General features: G+C 41.0%; 24 protein-coding genes. 8 read left to right on the forward strand and 16 right to left on the reverse strand.

Annotated elements, in window-relative coordinates:
* Positions 1-165: 165 nt before the first annotated feature.
* The 6 genes from HPC67_RS02970 to HPC67_RS02995 all read right to left on the reverse strand — a co-directional run bounded on the left by HPC67_RS02970 (position 166) and on the right by HPC67_RS02995 (position 5,368).
* A complete protein-coding gene (locus tag HPC67_RS02970) occupies positions 166-798 on the reverse strand; it encodes a PspA/IM30 family protein (RefSeq protein ID WP_217585936.1) in 633 nt (210 codons plus the stop codon).
* Between the two features lie 24 nt (positions 799-822).
* Complete coding sequence (locus HPC67_RS02975; protein WP_217585937.1) at positions 823-1,173, reverse strand: lmo0954 family membrane protein; 351 nt, start codon at positions 1,171-1,173, stop codon at positions 823-825.
* 239 nt (positions 1,174-1,412) lie between these two features.
* The gene (gene fabF, locus HPC67_RS02980; protein WP_217585938.1) at positions 1,413-2,651 is read right to left on the reverse strand and encodes a beta-ketoacyl-ACP synthase II; all 1,239 of its coding nucleotides are present in this window, start codon (positions 2,649-2,651) and stop codon (positions 1,413-1,415) included.
* Positions 2,652-2,675: 24 nt separating this feature from the next.
* Complete coding sequence (locus HPC67_RS02985; RefSeq protein WP_217585939.1) at positions 2,676-3,614, reverse strand: beta-ketoacyl-ACP synthase III; 939 nt, start codon at positions 3,612-3,614, stop codon at positions 2,676-2,678.
* 160 nt (positions 3,615-3,774) lie between these two features.
* Positions 3,775-4,740 carry a BMP family ABC transporter substrate-binding protein gene (locus HPC67_RS02990; protein WP_217585940.1) on the reverse strand — a complete coding sequence of 322 codons (966 nt, stop codon included), beginning with the start codon at positions 4,738-4,740 and terminating at the stop codon, positions 3,775-3,777.
* A gap of 22 nt (positions 4,741-4,762) precedes the next feature.
* Positions 4,763-5,368 carry a hypothetical protein gene (locus HPC67_RS02995; RefSeq protein ID WP_217585941.1) on the reverse strand — a complete coding sequence of 202 codons (606 nt, stop codon included), beginning with the start codon at positions 5,366-5,368 and terminating at the stop codon, positions 4,763-4,765.
* 188 nt (positions 5,369-5,556) lie between these two features.
* Here HPC67_RS02995 and HPC67_RS03000 point away from each other — a divergent pair, with 188 nt between their 5' ends.
* A complete protein-coding gene (locus HPC67_RS03000) occupies positions 5,557-5,736 on the forward strand; it encodes a DUF2929 family protein (RefSeq protein WP_217585942.1) in 180 nt (59 codons plus the stop codon).
* A 99-nt stretch (positions 5,737-5,835) separates the two neighbouring features.
* On the opposite strand, the gene HPC67_RS03005 is transcribed toward HPC67_RS03000, so the two are convergent.
* Positions 5,836-6,195, reverse strand: coding sequence for a hypothetical protein (locus tag HPC67_RS03005; protein ID WP_217585943.1), 360 nt, complete (start codon positions 6,193-6,195; stop codon positions 5,836-5,838).
* Between the two features lie 82 nt (positions 6,196-6,277).
* On the opposite strand from HPC67_RS03005, the gene HPC67_RS03010 reads away from it, so the two are divergent.
* Positions 6,278-7,093, forward strand: coding sequence for an undecaprenyl-diphosphate phosphatase (locus tag HPC67_RS03010; RefSeq protein ID WP_217585944.1), 816 nt, complete (start codon positions 6,278-6,280; stop codon positions 7,091-7,093).
* 297 nt (positions 7,094-7,390) lie between these two features.
* On the opposite strand, the gene moaD is transcribed toward HPC67_RS03010, so the two are convergent.
* The 5 genes from moaD to HPC67_RS03035 form a co-directional block, all read right to left on the reverse strand.
* A complete protein-coding gene (gene moaD / locus HPC67_RS03015; protein WP_217585945.1) occupies positions 7,391-7,624 on the reverse strand; it encodes a molybdopterin converting factor subunit 1 in 234 nt (77 codons plus the stop codon).
* Positions 7,617-8,090 (reverse strand): molybdenum cofactor biosynthesis protein MoaE, encoded by a 474-nt coding sequence (locus HPC67_RS03020; RefSeq protein ID WP_217585946.1) that lies wholly within the window; start codon positions 8,088-8,090, stop codon positions 7,617-7,619. Before HPC67_RS03020 ends, moaD begins: the two co-directional genes overlap by 8 nt.
* Positions 8,091-8,098: 8 nt before the next feature.
* Entirely contained in the window at positions 8,099-8,635 is a 537-nt protein-coding gene (gene mobB / locus HPC67_RS03025; RefSeq protein WP_217585947.1) for a molybdopterin-guanine dinucleotide biosynthesis protein B, read from the reverse strand.
* Between the two features lie 74 nt (positions 8,636-8,709).
* A complete protein-coding gene (locus HPC67_RS03030; protein ID WP_217585948.1) occupies positions 8,710-9,021 on the reverse strand; it encodes a metal-sulfur cluster assembly factor in 312 nt (103 codons plus the stop codon).
* A gap of 146 nt (positions 9,022-9,167) precedes the next feature.
* Complete coding sequence (locus HPC67_RS03035) at positions 9,168-9,962, reverse strand: alpha/beta fold hydrolase (RefSeq protein WP_217585949.1); 795 nt, start codon at positions 9,960-9,962, stop codon at positions 9,168-9,170.
* A 137-nt stretch (positions 9,963-10,099) separates the two neighbouring features.
* On the opposite strand from HPC67_RS03035, the gene HPC67_RS03040 reads away from it, so the two are divergent.
* The 4 genes from HPC67_RS03040 (at position 10,100) to HPC67_RS03055 (ending at position 11,943) form a co-directional block, all read left to right on the forward strand.
* Positions 10,100-10,939, forward strand: coding sequence for a Cof-type HAD-IIB family hydrolase (locus HPC67_RS03040; RefSeq protein WP_217585950.1), 840 nt, complete (start codon positions 10,100-10,102; stop codon positions 10,937-10,939).
* Between the two features lie 151 nt (positions 10,940-11,090).
* Positions 11,091-11,240 carry a hypothetical protein gene (locus HPC67_RS03045; RefSeq protein ID WP_217585951.1) on the forward strand — a complete coding sequence of 50 codons (150 nt, stop codon included), beginning with the start codon at positions 11,091-11,093 and terminating at the stop codon, positions 11,238-11,240.
* On the forward strand, positions 11,241-11,435 hold the full coding sequence (locus HPC67_RS03050; RefSeq protein WP_217585952.1) for a DUF3813 family protein: 195 nt from the start codon (positions 11,241-11,243) through the stop codon (positions 11,433-11,435).
* Between the two features lie 244 nt (positions 11,436-11,679).
* The gene (locus tag HPC67_RS03055) at positions 11,680-11,943 is read left to right on the forward strand and encodes a NifU N-terminal domain-containing protein (RefSeq protein WP_217585953.1); all 264 of its coding nucleotides are present in this window, start codon (positions 11,680-11,682) and stop codon (positions 11,941-11,943) included.
* 451 nt (positions 11,944-12,394) lie between these two features.
* Here HPC67_RS03055 and HPC67_RS03060 read toward each other — a convergent pair whose 3' ends face one another.
* Both HPC67_RS03060 and HPC67_RS03065 read right to left on the reverse strand, forming a co-directional pair.
* A complete protein-coding gene (locus HPC67_RS03060) occupies positions 12,395-12,847 on the reverse strand; it encodes a hypothetical protein (RefSeq protein WP_217585954.1) in 453 nt (150 codons plus the stop codon).
* Between the two features lie 34 nt (positions 12,848-12,881).
* Positions 12,882-13,727, reverse strand: a complete 846-nt coding sequence (locus tag HPC67_RS03065; RefSeq protein ID WP_217585955.1) for a YitT family protein — start codon at positions 13,725-13,727, stop codon at positions 12,882-12,884.
* 162 nt (positions 13,728-13,889) lie between these two features.
* Between HPC67_RS03065 and HPC67_RS03070 the strand changes: the two genes are divergently transcribed.
* Together HPC67_RS03070 and HPC67_RS03075 are read left to right on the forward strand one after the other, a co-directional pair.
* Positions 13,890-14,753, forward strand: a complete 864-nt coding sequence (locus tag HPC67_RS03070; RefSeq protein WP_217585956.1) for a DegV family protein — start codon at positions 13,890-13,892, stop codon at positions 14,751-14,753.
* Between the two features lie 196 nt (positions 14,754-14,949).
* Positions 14,950-15,804 (forward strand): SDR family oxidoreductase, encoded by an 855-nt coding sequence (locus HPC67_RS03075; protein ID WP_217585957.1) that lies wholly within the window; start codon positions 14,950-14,952, stop codon positions 15,802-15,804.
* 206 nt (positions 15,805-16,010) lie between these two features.
* Here the strand turns inward: HPC67_RS03075 and HPC67_RS03080 are convergent, their stop codons facing one another.
* Together HPC67_RS03080 and HPC67_RS03085 are read right to left on the reverse strand one after the other, a co-directional pair.
* Positions 16,011-17,486: an alpha-amylase family glycosyl hydrolase gene (locus HPC67_RS03080; RefSeq protein WP_217585958.1), complete on the reverse strand. Its 1,476-nt coding sequence runs from the start codon at positions 17,484-17,486 to the stop codon at positions 16,011-16,013.
* An 80-nt stretch (positions 17,487-17,566) separates the two neighbouring features.
* Entirely contained in the window at positions 17,567-17,926 is a 360-nt protein-coding gene (locus HPC67_RS03085; RefSeq protein WP_217585959.1) for a YisL family protein, read from the reverse strand.
* Between the last annotated feature and the right edge of the window lie 128 nt (positions 17,927-18,054).

Genomic DNA, 18,054 nt, shown 5'->3' on the forward strand with positions numbered 1-18,054 from the left:
GTATATAGATCATCGTCAGTCTATCTCATTTGTTTGAAAAAAATACAGCAGGCTGGGAACGCATCATAAAAAGGTTCTCCCAGCCCCTAACCAAACAATGGTCATGTCTGTATCTAGTATAGCATCTTATTGACGACATTTCTTGCACAATTATTGAAACACAGATTAACTTTTTGCCTGCTCGTCCAGTTCTCTTTCCAGCTTAGCAATCTTGCTATCAAATGTACTTCGATAATATGCGCTATTCACCTTGTACTCTAGATTTTCGATATACTGTTCCATTTCTTCAAAGCGGGAAAATGGCTTGTCTGATGTGTTTTCAACGACCTGATTTATCCGATGTGTTGCACGAGCGATGTTTTCCCGCCCCATCAATTGCATTCTCCGCAGATGCATATCCTTCAGTTTATGCTTCATATCCTCATACTTTTGCTCCAGCATGTTCAGTTGTTGAACGACCTCTTCACGGGAAGCTTTTAAGCGGTCTGCTCGCCCCTGATAGTCTTCATATTCTTTCATAGCAAACTCATGCATGTCCATTTCATTCGCCCGTTCAGCAATTTCAGCTTGCTTCAATCGTTTATTGGCCATGTCTTGGGCAAGATGATATTCTCGTGTGTATTCATTCTTTAATTTGTATTGTCTGTCAAGTAGCTGACGGACTTTTTCCTTCTCTTGTTCGCTTTGACGCAAATATTGGTTAAGAGCTGCAACTGGATTGCTTTGCTCCTTACGGTCCATCATGTTGTGAAGATCTGATGAAATAGTATCGGCCACACGTTTAAATATATTTGTCATGATCATCGCTCCTTTTTAATATGTCTATTGATTTAACTCTGCCCACTGATGTTCAAAATTCGTAAATGGATCTTCATCTGGTGTAGGTGTTTTTGGCTGAATATCATCTTTTCTCCAATGTTTAACAATCAGATACAATGCATACGCAGCGGCAATTCCAACAAGTGCGTAAAGATTTGCAGCTGTTATACTTAGGACAAGCAACCCAAGAATAACCCAACCTACCTTTCCACTTGTCGATTGACTTTTAGTGAATTTCTTAAAGATGACATACAAGAGCCAAATGCCTAATGCTAAAAAGACCATTGGCCCTAAGTTGGCTAACAAAACGAACAGCGCAATGAGCCCGCCTAAAAACAAAAGAAAATGTCTCATTCATATCGCCTCCTTTCTTACATTCATCATATCGTGGTTCAAAAGAGGTCGTAATGAGCCTAGGCCTTATTTTGCACTAAGCCTTAAGGCGTATTTGATTATATTTAAAGCAGTCTTCAAGGAGCGTTGCCTCTTCATAAGGGGTGTTGGGACGTTTTAAAATCTTAACCGTTTGAAGAATATATTCGAACACAACAAAAAGACTGACCCGTTTCGGATCAGTCCTTGGATATAACATATTATTGGTATTTTTTAAAGACGAGTGAGGCGTTATGGCCTCCAAAGCCAAACGAGTTACTCAGAACAACATCTAGATTTTGCTTTCTCGCTTCATTCGGAACATAATCAAGATCACATTCAGGATCTGGTGTTTCGTAGTTAATCGTTGGCGGGATCACACTGTCCTCAATAGATTTAACTGAGATAACAGCCTCTATGCCACCAGCAGCTCCTAGCATATGCCCTGTCATCGACTTTGTTGATGACACAGCAAGCTTATACGCATGCTCACCAAATACGTGCTTAATAGCAGTCGTTTCATATTTGTCATTTAACTCTGTGCTTGTCCCATGCGCATTAATGTAATCGACTTCTGTCGGTGCTAAGCCAGCATCGGCAATCGCTTGCTTCATTGCGCGCACAGCGCCTTCACCTTCTTCAGCAGGTGCGGAAATGTGGTATGCATCACCTGTTGAGCCGTAGCCGACAATTTCTGCATAAATATGAGCGCCGCGCTTTTCAGCAGACTCTAATGATTCTAATATGAGAATTCCTGCACCTTCTCCCATAATAAAACCGTCACGGTTCTGATCAAAAGGACGACTTGCTTTTGCAGGATCTTCATTCAATGATAATGCCTTCATAGTTGAAAATCCAGCCATTGCCATATTTGTAATTGGGGCTTCAGTTCCACCTGTAATCATAACATCCGCGTCGCCACGCTGTATGACCTTAAAGGCATCCCCGATTGAATTTGCACCTGATGCACAGGCAGTCACTGTACAAGAATTAATTCCTTTTGCTCCAAGTTGGATGGATACTTGTCCAGCTGCCATGTCAGGAATCATCATTGGCACAAAAAAAGGACTGACGCGCTTATATCCTTTTTCCCTAAATCGAATAAACTGCTCTTCATACGTCTGCATACCGCCAATGCCTGAGCCAACCCAAACCCCAACTCTGTCAGCAATGTCGTCATTAATGGTTAAATTCGCATCAGCAACTGCCATTTTTGCAGCTACAACAGCATACTGCGTAAATAAATCCATTTTACGAACATCGCGTTTTTCAATCCATGTCGATGGATCGAAATCCTTTACTTCTGCTGTAACACTTACTGGGAAACTTTCACGGTCTAATCGTGTTAAATAGCCTATACCTGATTGACCAGACACAATGCCATCCCACATCGTCTGCACATCATTTCCTAACGGCGAAACGGCGCCCAGACCAGTGACTACAACTCTTCTATCTGCCATAAGGCATGCCTCCTTAATAAGACGTTATCTCCCCCAACGTAAGGCTGCTGCTCCCCACGTTAGTCCCCCGCCAAATCCGACGAGTACAATTAAGTCATTGTCTTTTATTTTACCATGTTTTACTGCTTCAGATAAGGCAATTGGTACGGATGCGGCTGAATTATTTCCATATTTTTGTACCGTCCGTGCCATTTTGTCTTCTGATATGCCGAGACGCTCACGTGCCGCCTCCATAATACGAATATTCGCCTGATGTGGCACTAAATAATCCACATCTTCTTTTTGAAAGCCTGCTTTCTCTACGACCTTAACTGATGATTCAGGCATTTGTCTAACAGCAAACTTAAATACCTCTCTGCCGTTCATGATCATATGGCCTTCTTTGTTTTGATACAAATATTCTCCACCAGAGCCTTTGGAGCCGAGTTCAAGAGACAAAATACCTTTCCCCTCTGATACCTCACCAATGACAACAGCGCCCGCACCATCACCAAGAAGGACACACGTATTACGATCCGTCCAATCAATAATTTTAGACAGCTTATCCGCCCCTACGACGAGCACATTTTTATATGTCTTTGTTTCGACGAATTGTTTTGCAGTCGCGATGCCATACAAAAATCCAGCACATGCAGCACCGAGATCCATCGCCGCTGCACCTTCTGCCCCGAGTCTATGCTGAAGCATTGCAGAAACTGATGGAAATGGCGTGTCTGGTGTCACCGTTGCAACAAGAATAAGGTCGATATCAGTAGGATCAATACCAGCTTCTTCAATTGCATTTTGTGCAGCGAAATATGCCATATCTGATGTATCCATATCATCGCCAGCAATTCTTCTTTCTTCTATACCTGTTCTTGTTCTGATCCATTCATCGCTTGTATCAACAAATTTTTCTAAATCCTTATTTGTAACAATGTTGTCCGGGACGTAGTGACCTGTACCCAATACACCAACATTCATATTTCCATCCCCTTGCAGTAGATTTACTATCAATTATTATGACTTGGTACTAATTTTAATGCATTTTTTACGATTTTGCAAGGGGAAAAGTATCTAAAGCTTATCTAATCATTCTAAAAAGAATGTCATAAATCAATAAAAGATAACATATTGAGCCGTTTTAGTGAACGGATAATTCATTAGGTAATAATCCTGTTGCTTTATACATCTTCACAGCATGTTCAATTGTATTACGAAAATGCCGTGGTATCTCTTTACTATAGGGAGCGAGTGAGATCACATCATCAGGAAATCCAAGTCTATACACACCACCAGCAAGCCGCTTATCATTAAATTGCCAGGCGGCCATTTCATAAAGTTTGTCTATGTGCTGAACAGTGCTTGTTAATACATTGACAGGATCAATATAAGACTGATCATTTACATAACCGATCGTATAGACATCATCTTCACTTGCTTGTTGAATCACATCACGCGAAAACTGATCACCAATTGGATAAAAGACGTCAACTTGATTGTTCCGCTGCCGTTGGTAAGCATCGAGAGCTGTTCCTGTATCGTTCCAATCATTCACATAGTCTATATGCACATTTGCTGAAGGATTCTGGTGCTTAACCCCCTCGAAATACCCTTCCAATTCTGGTTGCCATTCATAAGCAGCGATAATACCGACGTGTCCTGTGTCCGTCATTCCACCGGCAATCATCCCCGCAAAAAAACCCATCGCATGAGCATTGAAATTAAAACTCGTGACATTTTGTGCATGGTGTCCACCATTAAAATATACAAAATGAATATCCGGATATGTTGTCGCTAGATCTACAAATGGCCGTCCATATGTACTACCATGTCCGAAAATAAGGTTTACACCATTTTGAGCAAGCTCATTTACAGCTTTTTCAACATCTTGTTCCGTGTTGATACCTTCTTTAAAGTACACTTCTACATCATGATCATCTCTAATGGCCATAAGGCCTTCATACCCTTTTATATTCCAAGGCTGTTCTTCTGCCTTACCTTCAACGAGCATACCGACCTTGTAAAGCTGGTCATCAGATTCTTCAACGCATGCAGATAAAGTCAATACAAGAAGAACAATCCCTAAAAGTAAGGTCCAACGTCTCACCCTATTCTCTCCAATCTCTATGTTAGTAGTATGTCTTATGTTGTATATAATGAGCCTTTACAGTTTCCAAATTTGTATTCATAGGACTATTGTCTTGTATTTTGACACATTTGGCAAGGGATTTATTTCTATTTTCTGAACTAGATGAAGTAGAATCCAGTAAGTTTTTCTTAATACAATGTACCAAAACTTTCATAAAGTCCACAACATATACTGCTTCATTCGCAAATTGCTCTGACTGAAAGCCAATCCAATCACCATTTTCTCGATACATCCCGTCTTCTGTCATAGGCATCCACTCCCCAAACAGAAGTGGCAATTCAATCGTGTCAGACGTTGATGTGTCTTGTGACGATGTTGTTAGTGTAAGTGCACCATTCGGCTTTGTTTCTAATACTTCTACTGATGTATCAACCGTTATATGAATGCTGTATTGCCTTTCTTCCCAATTGATTTCAGGATTTTGTAAAAGTTGAAATTGTGCATGCCGAGCAACGTACATTGCCAAATGAACCTGCTTTAATGTACGCTGATCATCAATACCATCAACTTCTTCATTATCATCAAGCAGTTGTTGAACGAGGTGATAACCAACCCAATGGAAACAATTTTCAACAAGGACACACATCTTAACCCTCCTAGGTTAATACCTATAAAAAATAATTATATACGATGGTGTACCACGTATAAACATCTTTAAACATTTAGTAAAGGCTTTTATTTTTTTGTTTGTTTTGGTAAACTAATATAGGTATATGATCATTATATGAAACAACACGTATTCAAAATAACAACTAATTAATTGAGGTGTTCTTAATGCGGTACATAGTAACGATGGTTTGGTCTCTACTTATAGGGGCTGCAGTATCCTATGTATTGTCAAGTATGGCAGGTGCAGCGTTCGAATTATCACACGGACTTATCACTGGTGTCATCATTGGCATAGGCGTACTCATTCTTGGTGAAGGTGTTCTAAAAGGAAATACACAATCATAATGACGTTATGGTATATTCAAACGACATTATTAGAGGGCTCCCCTCGGGAGACCCTCTTTTACATTTTAAAGCCCTTTTGGACTTAAAGACCCGCACCGTTTAATACCAGGGTAGAACACTCAACGCGGTAAGCGCAGCAAGTGGTAAGATAAGCCTTCTGAAGGGACGCCGTGGATAGCCGGGGTAATAGCCATAGCCAGGTCCATACCCAGGATAACCGTATCCAGGATAAAAGCCACCATACCCACCACCAAATCCGAATTGTCGGTCTTCTCTCGACATATCTTCACCGTGTGATGACATTCCGCCGTCTGGAACAGCCAAATAGACTTGGTCTTCATCAACACCTGTAATGATACCGTCGATCTGGTGGCCTTCTACTGTCTCAACCAATACGTAAGCGTGCATATGGGTATTACATAGATCATACATATTATGATGATTATGATTTGTTTTCATATGTCAACCTCCTCACAACTAGACTATTCATTTGCCTATAGAAGGTGACATAAACATTAATAAAAATTAGAGGTGACAAGCAATGGATGCTGCTACTGATTTGCTACTTTTACTTAAATATATTTTTCTAGGCTTTTTTCAAGGGATCACAGAGCCGATCCCGATTTCTTCAAGTGGACACCTCATTATTATGCGCAAGCTTCTGGACGTTGAAATACAAGGCTTATCCTTTGAAATACTCGTCAACTTCGGATCGCTTATTGCGGTGTTACTCGTATACCGAAACGACATCATACGTCTCATAAAAAATGGCACGCAATTCATGTTGACAAGGGACACGGCATTAAAAGGGGACTTTTTATTCATTGTTTTTCTCGTTGTGGCAACCATTCCAACGGGGATCATTGGACTTTTACTTGAGGATTACATTGGGGCAAAATTAAGCGGTGTTGCCGTTGTAGGTGTGACATTACTCATAACAGGGATTGCCCTGTGGGTCATTCGTAATTTAACGGGCTGGAAAGACGACAACGACATCACTGTGAAGGACGCGCTCATTGTTGGCTTTGCGCAATCTATTGCCCTCGTTCCTGGTATTAGTCGGTCTGGAGCGACCGTTGTTGCTGCCATGCTCGTCGGGATGAGCCGCGAAACAGCTCTGCGTTTTTCATTCCTATTGTACATTCCCGTTAGTCTTGGAATTTCAGTCTTAAGCATTGGTGATTTAATAAAGGATAAAAACTTTGACATCATTCCAAATCTCTTAGCGTTTATGGCTTCAATTATCGCTTCGTTCTATGCGCTAAAATGGTTTATTAACATTATGAAAAAAGGCAATCTGAAATATTTCGCTTTCTATTGCTTCATCGTCAGTACACTCGTTATCCTATTTCTATAATGAGAAAAGAGCTGGGACAAAGTGTATAACCAAATAAAAAGATAAACAATACCACCGCTCCGGAAATATACTACGCTTTCCGCGGGCGGCTGGTGAGCCTCCTCGTGCTAACGCACTGCGGGGTCTCGCCTAGGCCTCTCCTCCCGCCGGAGTCTACGTATATTTCCGGAGCTAAAGTTGAGTATTGTTCGTCTTTTGGTTTAAACTTTAAGTTTTTGTCCCAGTCCTTTTTCGATTGGGATATTGTCTAAATTATGAGTGGACATTTAACATAAATTGGTTAAGCGTTATGACACATCAGCCGCCGCTAACTGGTGGGATAAAGGCTACTGTGTCTTGTTCATTAAGGATAATATTTTCTCCAACATACTCTTCATTTACAGCGACCATCACATGATCAAGATGTCCGAGGCTATATGTATCTTTAATAAGTGTCTTGAGTTCATCAATCGTCTTACCAGCTACATCCAAAGTCACACGATGCTCACCAACCGCCTCTTGCAAACCAGCAAAAAATAAGACGTTAACCATTACCCATTGCCTCCTCTGTTGGAATACCTTTGTCATATGAATGGCGTTCTTTTTGGTCACCGATCCATTGCGTACCATCAGACCAATGCTCTTTTTTCCAAATCGGAACGATCTCCTTAATTCGGTCAATCGCATAACTGCTGGCAGCAAAAGCAGCTTTACGATGAGGGGTTGAAATAGCTATCGCAACAGCAACATCTGAAATATCAAGACGTCCAACACGATGAACGATTGCTGTTTCTGCATCGCCCCATTTTTCTTTAATTTCCTGGCCAATTTGAGCCAGCTTTTTTTCTGCCATCGGTTTATATGCATCATACTCCAAAAACAGCGTTCGCTTACCATCAGTTAATTCACGCACGGTTCCTGTGAAGATATTAATGGCGCCAACTTCCCGCCTTGTCACCTTTTCAATCACATCATTTAATGCAATCGGCTCTTCTGTTATCCAAAAGTTGTGTTCCATATGCCCTCCTATTGTTCTTCTTGGGCGCGTTCTAACATATACATTGTCAGCTCCGGCACAATATGATCAATTTCATTTATTATAAACGTTTTACACTTCAAATATGGCAGCTGAACCTGTTCATGAACACCAACAGCAGCAATGTTATCCACTTCTTCAAGCAGCTGTAGATCGGCTTCATTTCGTATTAAAACAATTTTAGGATACGTGTAATGTTTATAGCCTTCTAACACGAGCACATCGTAAGACACGGCTGCATAAATTGCAGTTATTTGCTGCCATGAAAGTCCCTCATTGCCTCCAAAGACAAAATGGAGCTCATTTTCTCCCTGAACACCACTTATGACGGCACCAGCTTGACGATGGCGCGCACTGTCCGTTCCCGGAACATCATCTGGTTCACCACCATGACCGTGGTGTTTTAATGAGGCTACCTGATACCCTTGTTCAGTTAAGGATGAAATTAAGGCCGTCGTTACGAGGGTTTTACCTGAATTTTTATAGCCGACAACTTGAAAAATCGGTAAGTGATTTGTTTCATTCATAGGCCATAACCTCTTTTATGTATATGAGAAGGCTGATCCATATACTGAATCAACCTCCTCCTTTACGCTTTTTATCAATCAGGTATTCCGAGAGCAATTTTAGCATAACGTGACATTTTATCCTTGCCCCATGGTGGATTCCAGACGATGTCTACCTGAATTTCTTTAATTTCTGGGAAATCTGCAAGTGCACGGCGAACATCTTGTTCAATGTGTCCTGCTAATGGGCAGCCCATTGATGTTAACGTCATTGTTACGACACATAAGCCGTCTTCTTTTAAATCTACATCATATATGAGACCTAGGTTAACAATATCAATACCAAGCTCGGGGTCAATTACATTTTCCAGTGCACCAAGCATGTTTTCTTTTAATGCTTCATCCATAATTTTTACCTCCCTGATCATTGCTTAAGTCCATTTAAACATATTTTCCGGTCGTTTGAAATGATTTATGTCACACTTTGACAACTTTAATGGTTAGGCCAAGATCATTGGCAATCATCTCAATGTGTCAGTTATTTTTATTTCCTTTAAATGTTTGACTCATTAGGAATAGCCACCAGCAAATGCTTGTCCAGCCATTTGGCAACCGCCAGCATTGCAAATCGGCTCACCTTGTGATCGCGCCCTTTTTCTTTTAGAAAATAAATACGGTCAATATTTGTATATTGTTTGACAGCAGCTTTATAAAAACTGTGCGCATGTTCAAACGGAACGACTGGATCTTGATCACCATGCCAGAAGAACAACGGACGCTCTCTTAACGTTTCCATATGCTTTGATAAATCAATTTTTTCAATATCCGTATAAACTTTGTTAACGGTATCCTCTGATAATTCCTTTTTGTCATCCTGTGAGATATATTGATTTAGAAGTATGTCGGCATATGCTGTCAGATTAGGGGTACCCATCATGACTGCCGCTGCTTTGATCCACGGGTATTGTGTTAAGGCTGCTGTTGTTGTCATGCCCCCCATACTCGTACCAGCTACACCAATCAGATCTTGTAAGATTAACTCATTTTCCGTTAACCAATCCTTTATCAGTTGAATATCTGCTACGTTTTCCAACACAATATCCCAAAATGACAGCTGCATTTGCTTCATTGTCATTCCTTCAGATCGCGCACCGTGATATAAGCTGTCAGGTAGAATGACACGATAGCCTTTTTCTGCAAGTATGTATGCAAGTGGTAAATTATGTTCTTTTGCACTCGTAAATCCATGGTAGTACATTAAAACGGGCAAAGGCTCATTTTGCTTGTCTGCACGAACCACAACAAGACTCGGAATGCCCTTTATGTTCTCGGTATATATCCCAATCATGCGACATGTTCCTTTCTTCAGTGGCTTTCCCTTCATTATAGCATATTCATGTTTTGACCCGTGTAAAAATGCCTAATGATGTTCTTCCTTTACAGAACATCATTCTACTTATAAACTAAATGTTATGAGGTGAGAGAATGGAGAAAAAACAACATATTATTGCTCTAGATCTAGACGGAACATTGTTAACAGATAACAAAGAAATTAGTGCCAGAAACAGAGCGGTTGCCCAGAAAGCAATTGAAGCTGGACATATCGTCGTTATTGCCACTGGTCGACCACATCGTGCAAGCATTCAATACTATAACTTGCTCCAGTTAAATACACCAATGGTTAATTTTAATGGTGCATTAATTCATCATCCACGTGATAAAAAATGGGACGTTCTGCATAACCCAATGCCAGTTCGTACAGCGCGCGAGGTTGTAGCAGCCGCTAATGATTTACACGTCCGTAATATTATTGCAGAAGTGCAGGATCACGTGTTTCTTGACCGCCACGATGAAGACGTATTGAACATTTTTAAAGATACGAGGCAGGACAGCCCTTTTACAATTGGAAGCCTCAAAAACAATCTTTCAACAGATCCGACCTCACTTCTGATTCATCCACGTGAGGATCATATTATTGATTTACGCAAGCATCTTGATGATTTTCATGCAGAAGTGATTGAACATCGTAAATGGGGCGCGCCTTGGAATATTATTGAAATCGTTAAAAAAGGCATTAACAAAGCAGTTGGCCTTCACAAGCTTGCCCATTATTATGACATCCCACCTGAGCGTATTATTGCCTTTGGTGACGAGGACAATGACTTAGAAATGATTGACTATGCGGGTGTCGGTGTTGCTATGGGAAATGCAATTGATGAATTAAAATCGATCTCTAAACATGTCACTACAACAAACGAAGAAGACGGTGTCGGACAATTTTTAGAGGAATACTTAAGCTTAGATGTGAAAACACCGTTTAAATAGGTGTATATTTCCATCCATATCCGTCAACAAATCATCCATACTAAAAGTGAGCGCAAATGCGTTCACTTTTTTACTTCCACATGCATCATCGGTTTTCAGCTTGACAAATACAAGGCCCATTCGACGTGGGTCTCCACCTGGAGGAATCGACATGGCTAAAAACAACAAATCCAAACGATTCATTTACCAAGGGGCTGAAGGTGTCAAACAACATGCTGAAAGATTTCCGTATCGCTCGCGTTACTCCGAAAAAGAACGTGAGCAGAAAGAAGTCGACCATTATACGTCAGGAGGGTTTTAAGTGGAAAACAATTATCTCCAGAAGGCTAAGGATGCTGTCAATCAGTTCATGAACAACAATCAAGGCAGTAATGAACAGTCACAGCAAGCAGCTCAAAATGCGATCCAAGCTGCATATCAGGATGCGACGCCTGAAGAAAAGCAGCAGCTGCAACAGCTTGAACAGCAGCTACAAGAGAATAACCAATTAAAATAACCTCCACCGGACATTTATAGCTTGATTACAATGCTTCGCCTGCGCTTTTTTTGATATCGACGTGACCGCGTTTCACCATGGTCACGTCGATCATTTTTATATCCATCCTTAAACTAAAAAATACACGTGTATTGAAAAAATGCGCCCCGCCTTACAAGTGTCGCCTCGTATAATGATACTTTTTTAGCATACTGTTATCTGCTATGATATAATCAACCAAATAAAGCAATAGGAGGAGATATTAATGAGCGTACGCGCGGAAGCAACTCCAAATCCGAATGCACTAAAATTCACAACAGACAAAGTGATTTTTGAAGGCACAAACAGCATATCGGTTATGCCGGGAGACCAAAGTGAACATGCAATTTTAAATGACTTGATGACGCTTGAAGGCGTTGATAACGTTTTTGGCTATCAGAATTTCATTACGGTTAATAAAAAGTTCGATGCAGAGTGGGACGATGTTACACCACGTGTTGAAGACGTATTCCAAAAACACGGCTACTAAAGTTAAACTACATACAGAAAAAATGTGGCTGAGACTTAACTAAACATTTATCGCAAAACACCAATAATACTCAACACTAGCTCCGGAAATATACGTAGACTCCGGCGGGAGGAAGGCCTAGGTTAGACCCCGCAGTGCGTGGGGAAGGAAGGCTAAGACCGCGACGTCCTGTCGCAACGCCTTCATGACCAACATCGTGTTGGCCCGAGGCTTACCGAGGGGAAGTTCGACTAAATACGGCGCGTCCTGCGCCAACATCGAACGACTAACCTCCTGTTTGCCCGCGGTCGCCTAAGTTCGGTCACGAAGTATATTTCCGGAGCGGTCGTATTGTTCGTTTTTTATTTCGTTAAACCTCTTTTGTCTCAGATTGATCAGCCAATGATCAAAGTAGTCAATTATTAAAAAGGACCCAAGACACTTAAAATGTCGGGTCCTTTTTTAGTTTGTCTTAAAAGCTTTGGCGAATGAAGTCTATGCCAAAGTAATTCGGATTAATCTCATTTCCGTTAGCGTCCTTACCATAAATCATAAAAACGGGAACTTGATCTGTTTCAATCACTTTTTGCGGTAAGGTGATTTGTATATGAAATGAATTCCAGTCATCTTCTTCTAGCTTAATCTTTGTTTCATCAACAATCATATCATCCTCATGAAGCACGCGATAGAAAACAGCATCACCTGACGCCTGTGCTTCGCCGTTAATCCGCACATTCTTTTTATCAACAATTTTTATATCAATGTTTTTGATCGATATGTGCGCTGTACTATCCGATGCATTTTCTCCGGAATCTTGCACTTCGGAATCTTTTCTTGTTGTATCTTGATCCCCTGAACTTGAATTGCCGTTAGCGCAGCCAACAAGCATGGCAAGTAACAAAACACCAATCCCTATGTATCTCACAGTCCATCTCCCCCCATAATCTGATCTTGACTCGTTACCCGTCTCTTCGGAAAAACCCGTAAATGCCAGTCGTCTGAACAATATTCGTAAATGCGTCCGGATCAACGTCAGCTATAATTTTTTCGAGATCATATAATTCATATCGGGTAATAACGAGATACAACATATTTTTATCTTCTCCTGAATATGCACCCTTCGCCGGTAAGATTGTAATACCACGAACCATCTTATCATGAATCGCTGCCTGTAATTCTTGTGCTTTTCGAGTAATAATCATGGCGGTCACTTTTTCATGACGGGTGTGTAAAGCATCAATAACACGCGTTGTCACATAAAGGGTCAATAACGTATACAGCGCATTGCTCGGTTCATAAATTATCCCAGCCGTCACGATAATAATACCATTCATAATGAGGAAATACATACCAATCGGCTTATCATTGAGACGTGACAACACCATAGCGACAATATCCATACCGCCTGTTGACGCACCCCATTTCAAAGTCAGTCCAACACCGGTTCCAGCAATGACACCGCCAAATACCGCATTCAAAATAATATCATCTGACAAAGATAGGACAGGCATTGCTTCCAGTCCAATTGTCATAACTACAACGGCCAATAAGCTGTATATTGTAAAGCCTTTACCGACTTTATACCACCCGAGCAGTACAACGGGAATATTAAGGATAAATAATAGAACCCCCGTTCCAATGTTAATGCCGATAAATTCCTTGAATACACTTGATATCAACTGAGCTACACCTGTAAATCCACTTGCATAAACATCAGCCCCAATCAAGAAAAAATTAAGTGCAACGGCATTTAATAAAGCACCGAATATAACAACAATGACGCGTCTTGCTTCAACTAAAAACATAAAGTCCCTCCTTTTGTACCTAGCATGTCCTAGATGCTTTTTTATATTTTTTGAAATATTAACAAGAAGACTTTGACTATATGTCTTCTGCATATTACACTATTAATGTGTGTACATATATCAAACACATGAGATATTATTATACGAAATGTAGGTGAAATCATGAATGTAAAAGTAATGGCCGATTCTGCATGTGACCTAACAGAACATTATTATAACGAATATGACATTGAAATGGTACCTTTGACTGTTCATTTAGACGGAAAAGAGTATAAGGACGGCATCGATATCTCGCCCAAAACGGTTTACGATGCCATGCGAAATGGAAAAGGAACTAAAACGTCTCAAGTATCGTTGCAAACGTTTAAAACCATTTTTACATCTTTTGCCGAGGCAAATCAACCATTAATATATTTCGCCTTTTCTTCAGAGCTTTCTGGCACTTATCAATCCGCCGACATGATGGCAAAAGAAGTCAAAGAAACCTACCCTGATGCACAGATTCATGTCATTGATACAAAATGCGCGTCCATCGGATACGGTCTCGTTATACTTCGGGCCGCCCAGCTCGCTCAAGACGGAGCAGATATCGAAGAAATTATTAGCAAGACAACCGATCATGCGAACCATATGGAGCATATTTTTACAGTCGATGATCTCGAATATTTATACAGAGGTGGACGCGTCAGTAAAACTGCTGCATTCGTCGGATCTCTATTGAAAATTAAGCCACTGCTTCATGTTGATGATGGTAAGCTCATCCCGATCGAAAAAATCCGCGGTCGGAAGAAAGTCCTCGGCCGTATGCTCGAAATGATGCAAACGAGAGGCGTTGATTTTAAAAATCAAACGATTGGCATTAGTCACGGTGATGATATAGAACGTGCAGAGGCACTTCGGGATATGATTTGTGAAACATTCGACATCCCTCATGAGCAGGTCATCATTGAAATGGTTGGCGCTGTAATTGGGGCACACTCTGGACCAGGAACACTCGCACTTTTCTTTTTAAATAAATCTTATTAATCATACTCAGATATGCATAGATAGGCGGCAGTTTTCGTTAACGCAACCGTGCGGAACGAAAACTGCCGTTTGTTTATAAGCAAATAAACATAACAGGAATTAATCATGTATTCTTTTTAATTACAGTCCTCGGATGATAAAAAGATGTTTTTTCTTGCGTCAATTTGGGAATAGTTCTGGTATGGAGGGATCAAACATGACAAATAATCGACGTCACAAAAACACTCATTACACTCAACAAACACAACCTGGCATTGAATCTCGTATGTTCCCCGAACCAGAGTATGTTCGTAAGTATTATCAAGGCAGTGGCAAGCTATCCGGAGACACCACACTCATTACCGGTGGAGACAGTGGCATTGGTAGAGCTGTTAGTGTCCACTTCGCTAAAGAAGGCGCGGATGTCGCCATTGTCTATCTTAATGAGCGCGAGGATGCTGAACAAACAAAGCGACTCATTGAACAAGAGGGACAGTCCTGTCTTTTAATTGAAGGCGATATTGGCAGTCCAACATTTTGCGAGCGTGCGATCACCGAAACGATTGAACAATTTGGCAAGCTCGACATTCTCGTTAATAACGCTGCCGAACAACATCCTACTGAAAGTTTGTTAGACATATCAAATGAGCAGCTCAAACAAACCTTTTCGACGAATCTATTTGGGGCTTTTTACATGACAAAGGCGGCTCTCCCCCATTTAAAAGAGGGCGATGCAATTATTAATACGACATCCGTTACAGCTTATGAAGGAAATAAGGATTTAATTGATTACTCAGCAACGAAGGGCGCACTGACATCGTTTACGCACTCCCTTGCAAAGTCACTCGTTTCAAAAGGCATCCGTGTCAATGCTGTTTCACCAGGTCCGGTTTGGACACCGCTCATTCCATCGACATTTAGTGCGGAAAAGGTTGCTCACTTCGGATCAGGTACTCCAATGAAGCGTGTAGGTCAACCGGCAGAGCTTGCGCCGGCATATGTATACTTAGCGAGTCCAGATGCCTCTTATGTAACCGGACAAGTCATCCACGTAAACGGCGGCACAATATGAATGGCTAACGAACCGAAAAACCACCCTTTGGGGTGGTTTTATTAGTGACTGAGACATAACATAAAGGTTTATCTAGAAGACGAACAAAGCTCAACACTAGCTCCGGAAATGCACTTCGCTTTCAGGGTGCGGCCGTATTATTCGGATCTCACTGGTAAAACTTCTTTTTTCCTTATTGGCAGCTGGGATTTCATCTTAAAGCTTCATTAATTATTCCCTGATGTTTTTTGTTTACGGCCCATTACAAAAATACCGATCGGAAATAGGAGAAATACGCCGCCAATGAACGTGATGAACGGCCAATTTAGTCCATTGTTTTCTTCTACAATATAAATCTCTGCTGTTTCTCGTGGTAAGACAAGATTAAAGACACCCTCATCATCTTGCCGGACGAGATTATCCCCTAAAATACCATTCAGCTGCTCGTCATTCGTCAAATCCGTCACAGGGACAGCTTGTGATTGTACATCATTGTTTAAAGCAACATAAACCGTTTGTGATTCATTCGTCCGCTTATATACGGACATTGCACCACTTTCACCAACAAAAGAAAATGCCCCATCTGCTAATACTGGAAATTGCTTGCGGATCGCAGATATTTTTTCGAAAAATGCCTTTACATCTTCATCCTGTTGATTAAACTGAACCAAGCGTTGTGATTCAGGGTAACCGTCACCGTACATCGGTATGTCTGAGCCTTGGAGAATACTTGGAATGCCAGGCGCTGTGAACAGATACGTCAAGGCGAGCTTCCAGCTTGTTAAATCATTGCGTCCATTTTCTGCCATAAGCTGTGTAAACCGCTTCGTATAAAAGTTATCAACATACAACAACTTCCGTCCTGCTTCATCAGTTGCTTTAATGAGTGGTGTTAACGACTCGCCAGGCTTTGACATAATCGTCGTGAGCGTCTGCTGAACATTAGGCGCATCGATTGCATCAATTTGCTTATTTTCTTCAAGAACAGATAGATCTACTTTCACGTCTAAAACATCAGCAAGGATCATAAATTGGTCATCCTCTTGTTCGATTGTACGCGTCAGTTCCTTCAAAAAATCAGCATCCATTTGATCGGCTGCATGTAGCTTAAATCCATCTAATTCCGTTTCCTGCATCCAGTATTGTGCAGCTTCAATAATGTGTGACCGCACCTCAGCCTTCGATTGATCCAGCATAACAGCTCCATCACCCCACGGGGCAGCAATGGACGCATTCTCTTTTACCAATTGCTCTGATGCTGTGGCAAACTCATGTGTATCTGCGACATAATTTGTGACGAATTCCATAATAACGTTTAAATCACGATCATGGGCTTCTTTAATCATGTTGTTTAAATCTTCTATAGTCCCATATTGCTGTTCCACACTAAAAAAATCGTCTACCCAATATCCGTGATAGCCGTTGTCGGCATTGGACATAACTGGCGACAAAACGATCGTCGTATAACCGAGCCCTTTAAGGGTATCAAGTTTTTTTACAATACCAGCAAGATCCCCTCCATGAAAAGCATACGGATCTGCAATATCAGTCTGTTGATCAAGGCTTGCATCTCCATTATTAAAACGATCAATAAGCAAACGATACATAATCTCATCTTGAACGGTTGTTGCACCTGCTTGTACCGGAAATAGTACCATTACAAATCCAATCATAAGCGCAATAGACCATATTGTCTTTTTCATCTGTAGTAACCTCCGTTTGTTCAATCATGCAAACGAAACGGGCGTCCGGACGCTTACATCCGAACACCCGTCTGAATGACTTATACACCAATTGGTAAAAAGCCGAAGCCAAGAATCAATGTGACGATGATGGCAACAACGAGCTGCCCCCAAAGCATACCAGTTGGTTTGTTTTTTGCTAGTTTAACAGCGATCATTTCCATAGCTGCAATCACCCAAACGCCTGCTAATAGTTTTACAATTGCCAGCACCAATTTATCGGAGCCCATATAATATGCGAACAGATCGCCACCGGAATACAGAATAAGTAAATAATCAAGACGCAAAATCATATGTACAATTTTAGCTGCCTTTGCCTTCCCCTGCTTTTGTAACATAACAACTGCAATGAGTAAAATAAGCGCCAATACCCATGACGTAATATGCAAATGTGTCGTCAATTTTAATACCCCCTACTTTTATCGTGCTTAGGTTTATCATATCACGACAGGGGAAATATTTCATAACAAATGATTGATCAACATCCTATCATTTTGAATCACTGACACAATTCTGTAAAAACAAAGAA

Origin of the sequence: Lentibacillus saliphilus (assembly GCF_019093865.1) — a bacterium.
Lineage (GTDB): Bacteria > Bacillota > Bacilli > Bacillales > Amphibacillaceae > Lentibacillus_B > Lentibacillus_B saliphilus.

What these genes read in the sequence shown, in the direction of transcription:
- HPC67_RS02970 (WP_217585936.1), bottom strand. Translation starts at nt 798, where the DNA reads ATGACAAATATATTTAAACGTGTGGCCGATACTATTTCATCAGATCTT.
- HPC67_RS02975 (WP_217585937.1), bottom strand. Translation starts at nt 1,173, where the DNA reads ATGAGACATTTTCTTTTGTTTTTAGGCGGGCTCATTGCGCTGTTCGTT.
- fabF (WP_217585938.1), bottom strand. Translation starts at nt 2,651, where the DNA reads ATGGCAGATAGAAGAGTTGTAGTCACTGGTCTGGGCGCCGTTTCGCCG.
- HPC67_RS02985 (WP_217585939.1), bottom strand. Translation starts at nt 3,614, where the DNA reads ATGAATGTTGGTGTATTGGGTACAGGTCACTACGTCCCGGACAACATT.
- HPC67_RS02995 (WP_217585941.1), bottom strand. Translation starts at nt 5,368, where the DNA reads ATGTGTGTCCTTGTTGAAAATTGTTTCCATTGGGTTGGTTATCACCTC.
- HPC67_RS03000 (WP_217585942.1), top strand. Translation starts at nt 5,557, where the DNA reads ATGCGGTACATAGTAACGATGGTTTGGTCTCTACTTATAGGGGCTGCA.
- HPC67_RS03005 (WP_217585943.1), bottom strand. Translation starts at nt 6,195, where the DNA reads ATGAAAACAAATCATAATCATCATAATATGTATGATCTATGTAATACC.
- HPC67_RS03010 (WP_217585944.1), top strand. Translation starts at nt 6,278, where the DNA reads ATGGATGCTGCTACTGATTTGCTACTTTTACTTAAATATATTTTTCTA.
- moaD (WP_217585945.1), bottom strand. Translation starts at nt 7,624, where the DNA reads ATGGTTAACGTCTTATTTTTTGCTGGTTTGCAAGAGGCGGTTGGTGAG.
- HPC67_RS03020 (WP_217585946.1), bottom strand. Translation starts at nt 8,090, where the DNA reads ATGGAACACAACTTTTGGATAACAGAAGAGCCGATTGCATTAAATGAT.
- mobB (WP_217585947.1), bottom strand. Translation starts at nt 8,635, where the DNA reads ATGAATGAAACAAATCACTTACCGATTTTTCAAGTTGTCGGCTATAAA.
- HPC67_RS03030 (WP_217585948.1), bottom strand. Translation starts at nt 9,021, where the DNA reads ATGGATGAAGCATTAAAAGAAAACATGCTTGGTGCACTGGAAAATGTA.
- HPC67_RS03035 (WP_217585949.1), bottom strand. Translation starts at nt 9,962, where the DNA reads ATGATTGGGATATATACCGAGAACATAAAGGGCATTCCGAGTCTTGTT.
- HPC67_RS03040 (WP_217585950.1), top strand. Translation starts at nt 10,100, where the DNA reads ATGGAGAAAAAACAACATATTATTGCTCTAGATCTAGACGGAACATTG.
- HPC67_RS03045 (WP_217585951.1), top strand. Translation starts at nt 11,091, where the DNA reads ATGGCTAAAAACAACAAATCCAAACGATTCATTTACCAAGGGGCTGAA.
- HPC67_RS03055 (WP_217585953.1), top strand. Translation starts at nt 11,680, where the DNA reads ATGAGCGTACGCGCGGAAGCAACTCCAAATCCGAATGCACTAAAATTC.
- HPC67_RS03065 (WP_217585955.1), bottom strand. Translation starts at nt 13,727, where the DNA reads ATGTTTTTAGTTGAAGCAAGACGCGTCATTGTTGTTATATTCGGTGCT.
- HPC67_RS03070 (WP_217585956.1), top strand. Translation starts at nt 13,890, where the DNA reads ATGAATGTAAAAGTAATGGCCGATTCTGCATGTGACCTAACAGAACAT.
- HPC67_RS03075 (WP_217585957.1), top strand. Translation starts at nt 14,950, where the DNA reads ATGACAAATAATCGACGTCACAAAAACACTCATTACACTCAACAAACA.
- HPC67_RS03080 (WP_217585958.1), bottom strand. Translation starts at nt 17,486, where the DNA reads ATGAAAAAGACAATATGGTCTATTGCGCTTATGATTGGATTTGTAATG.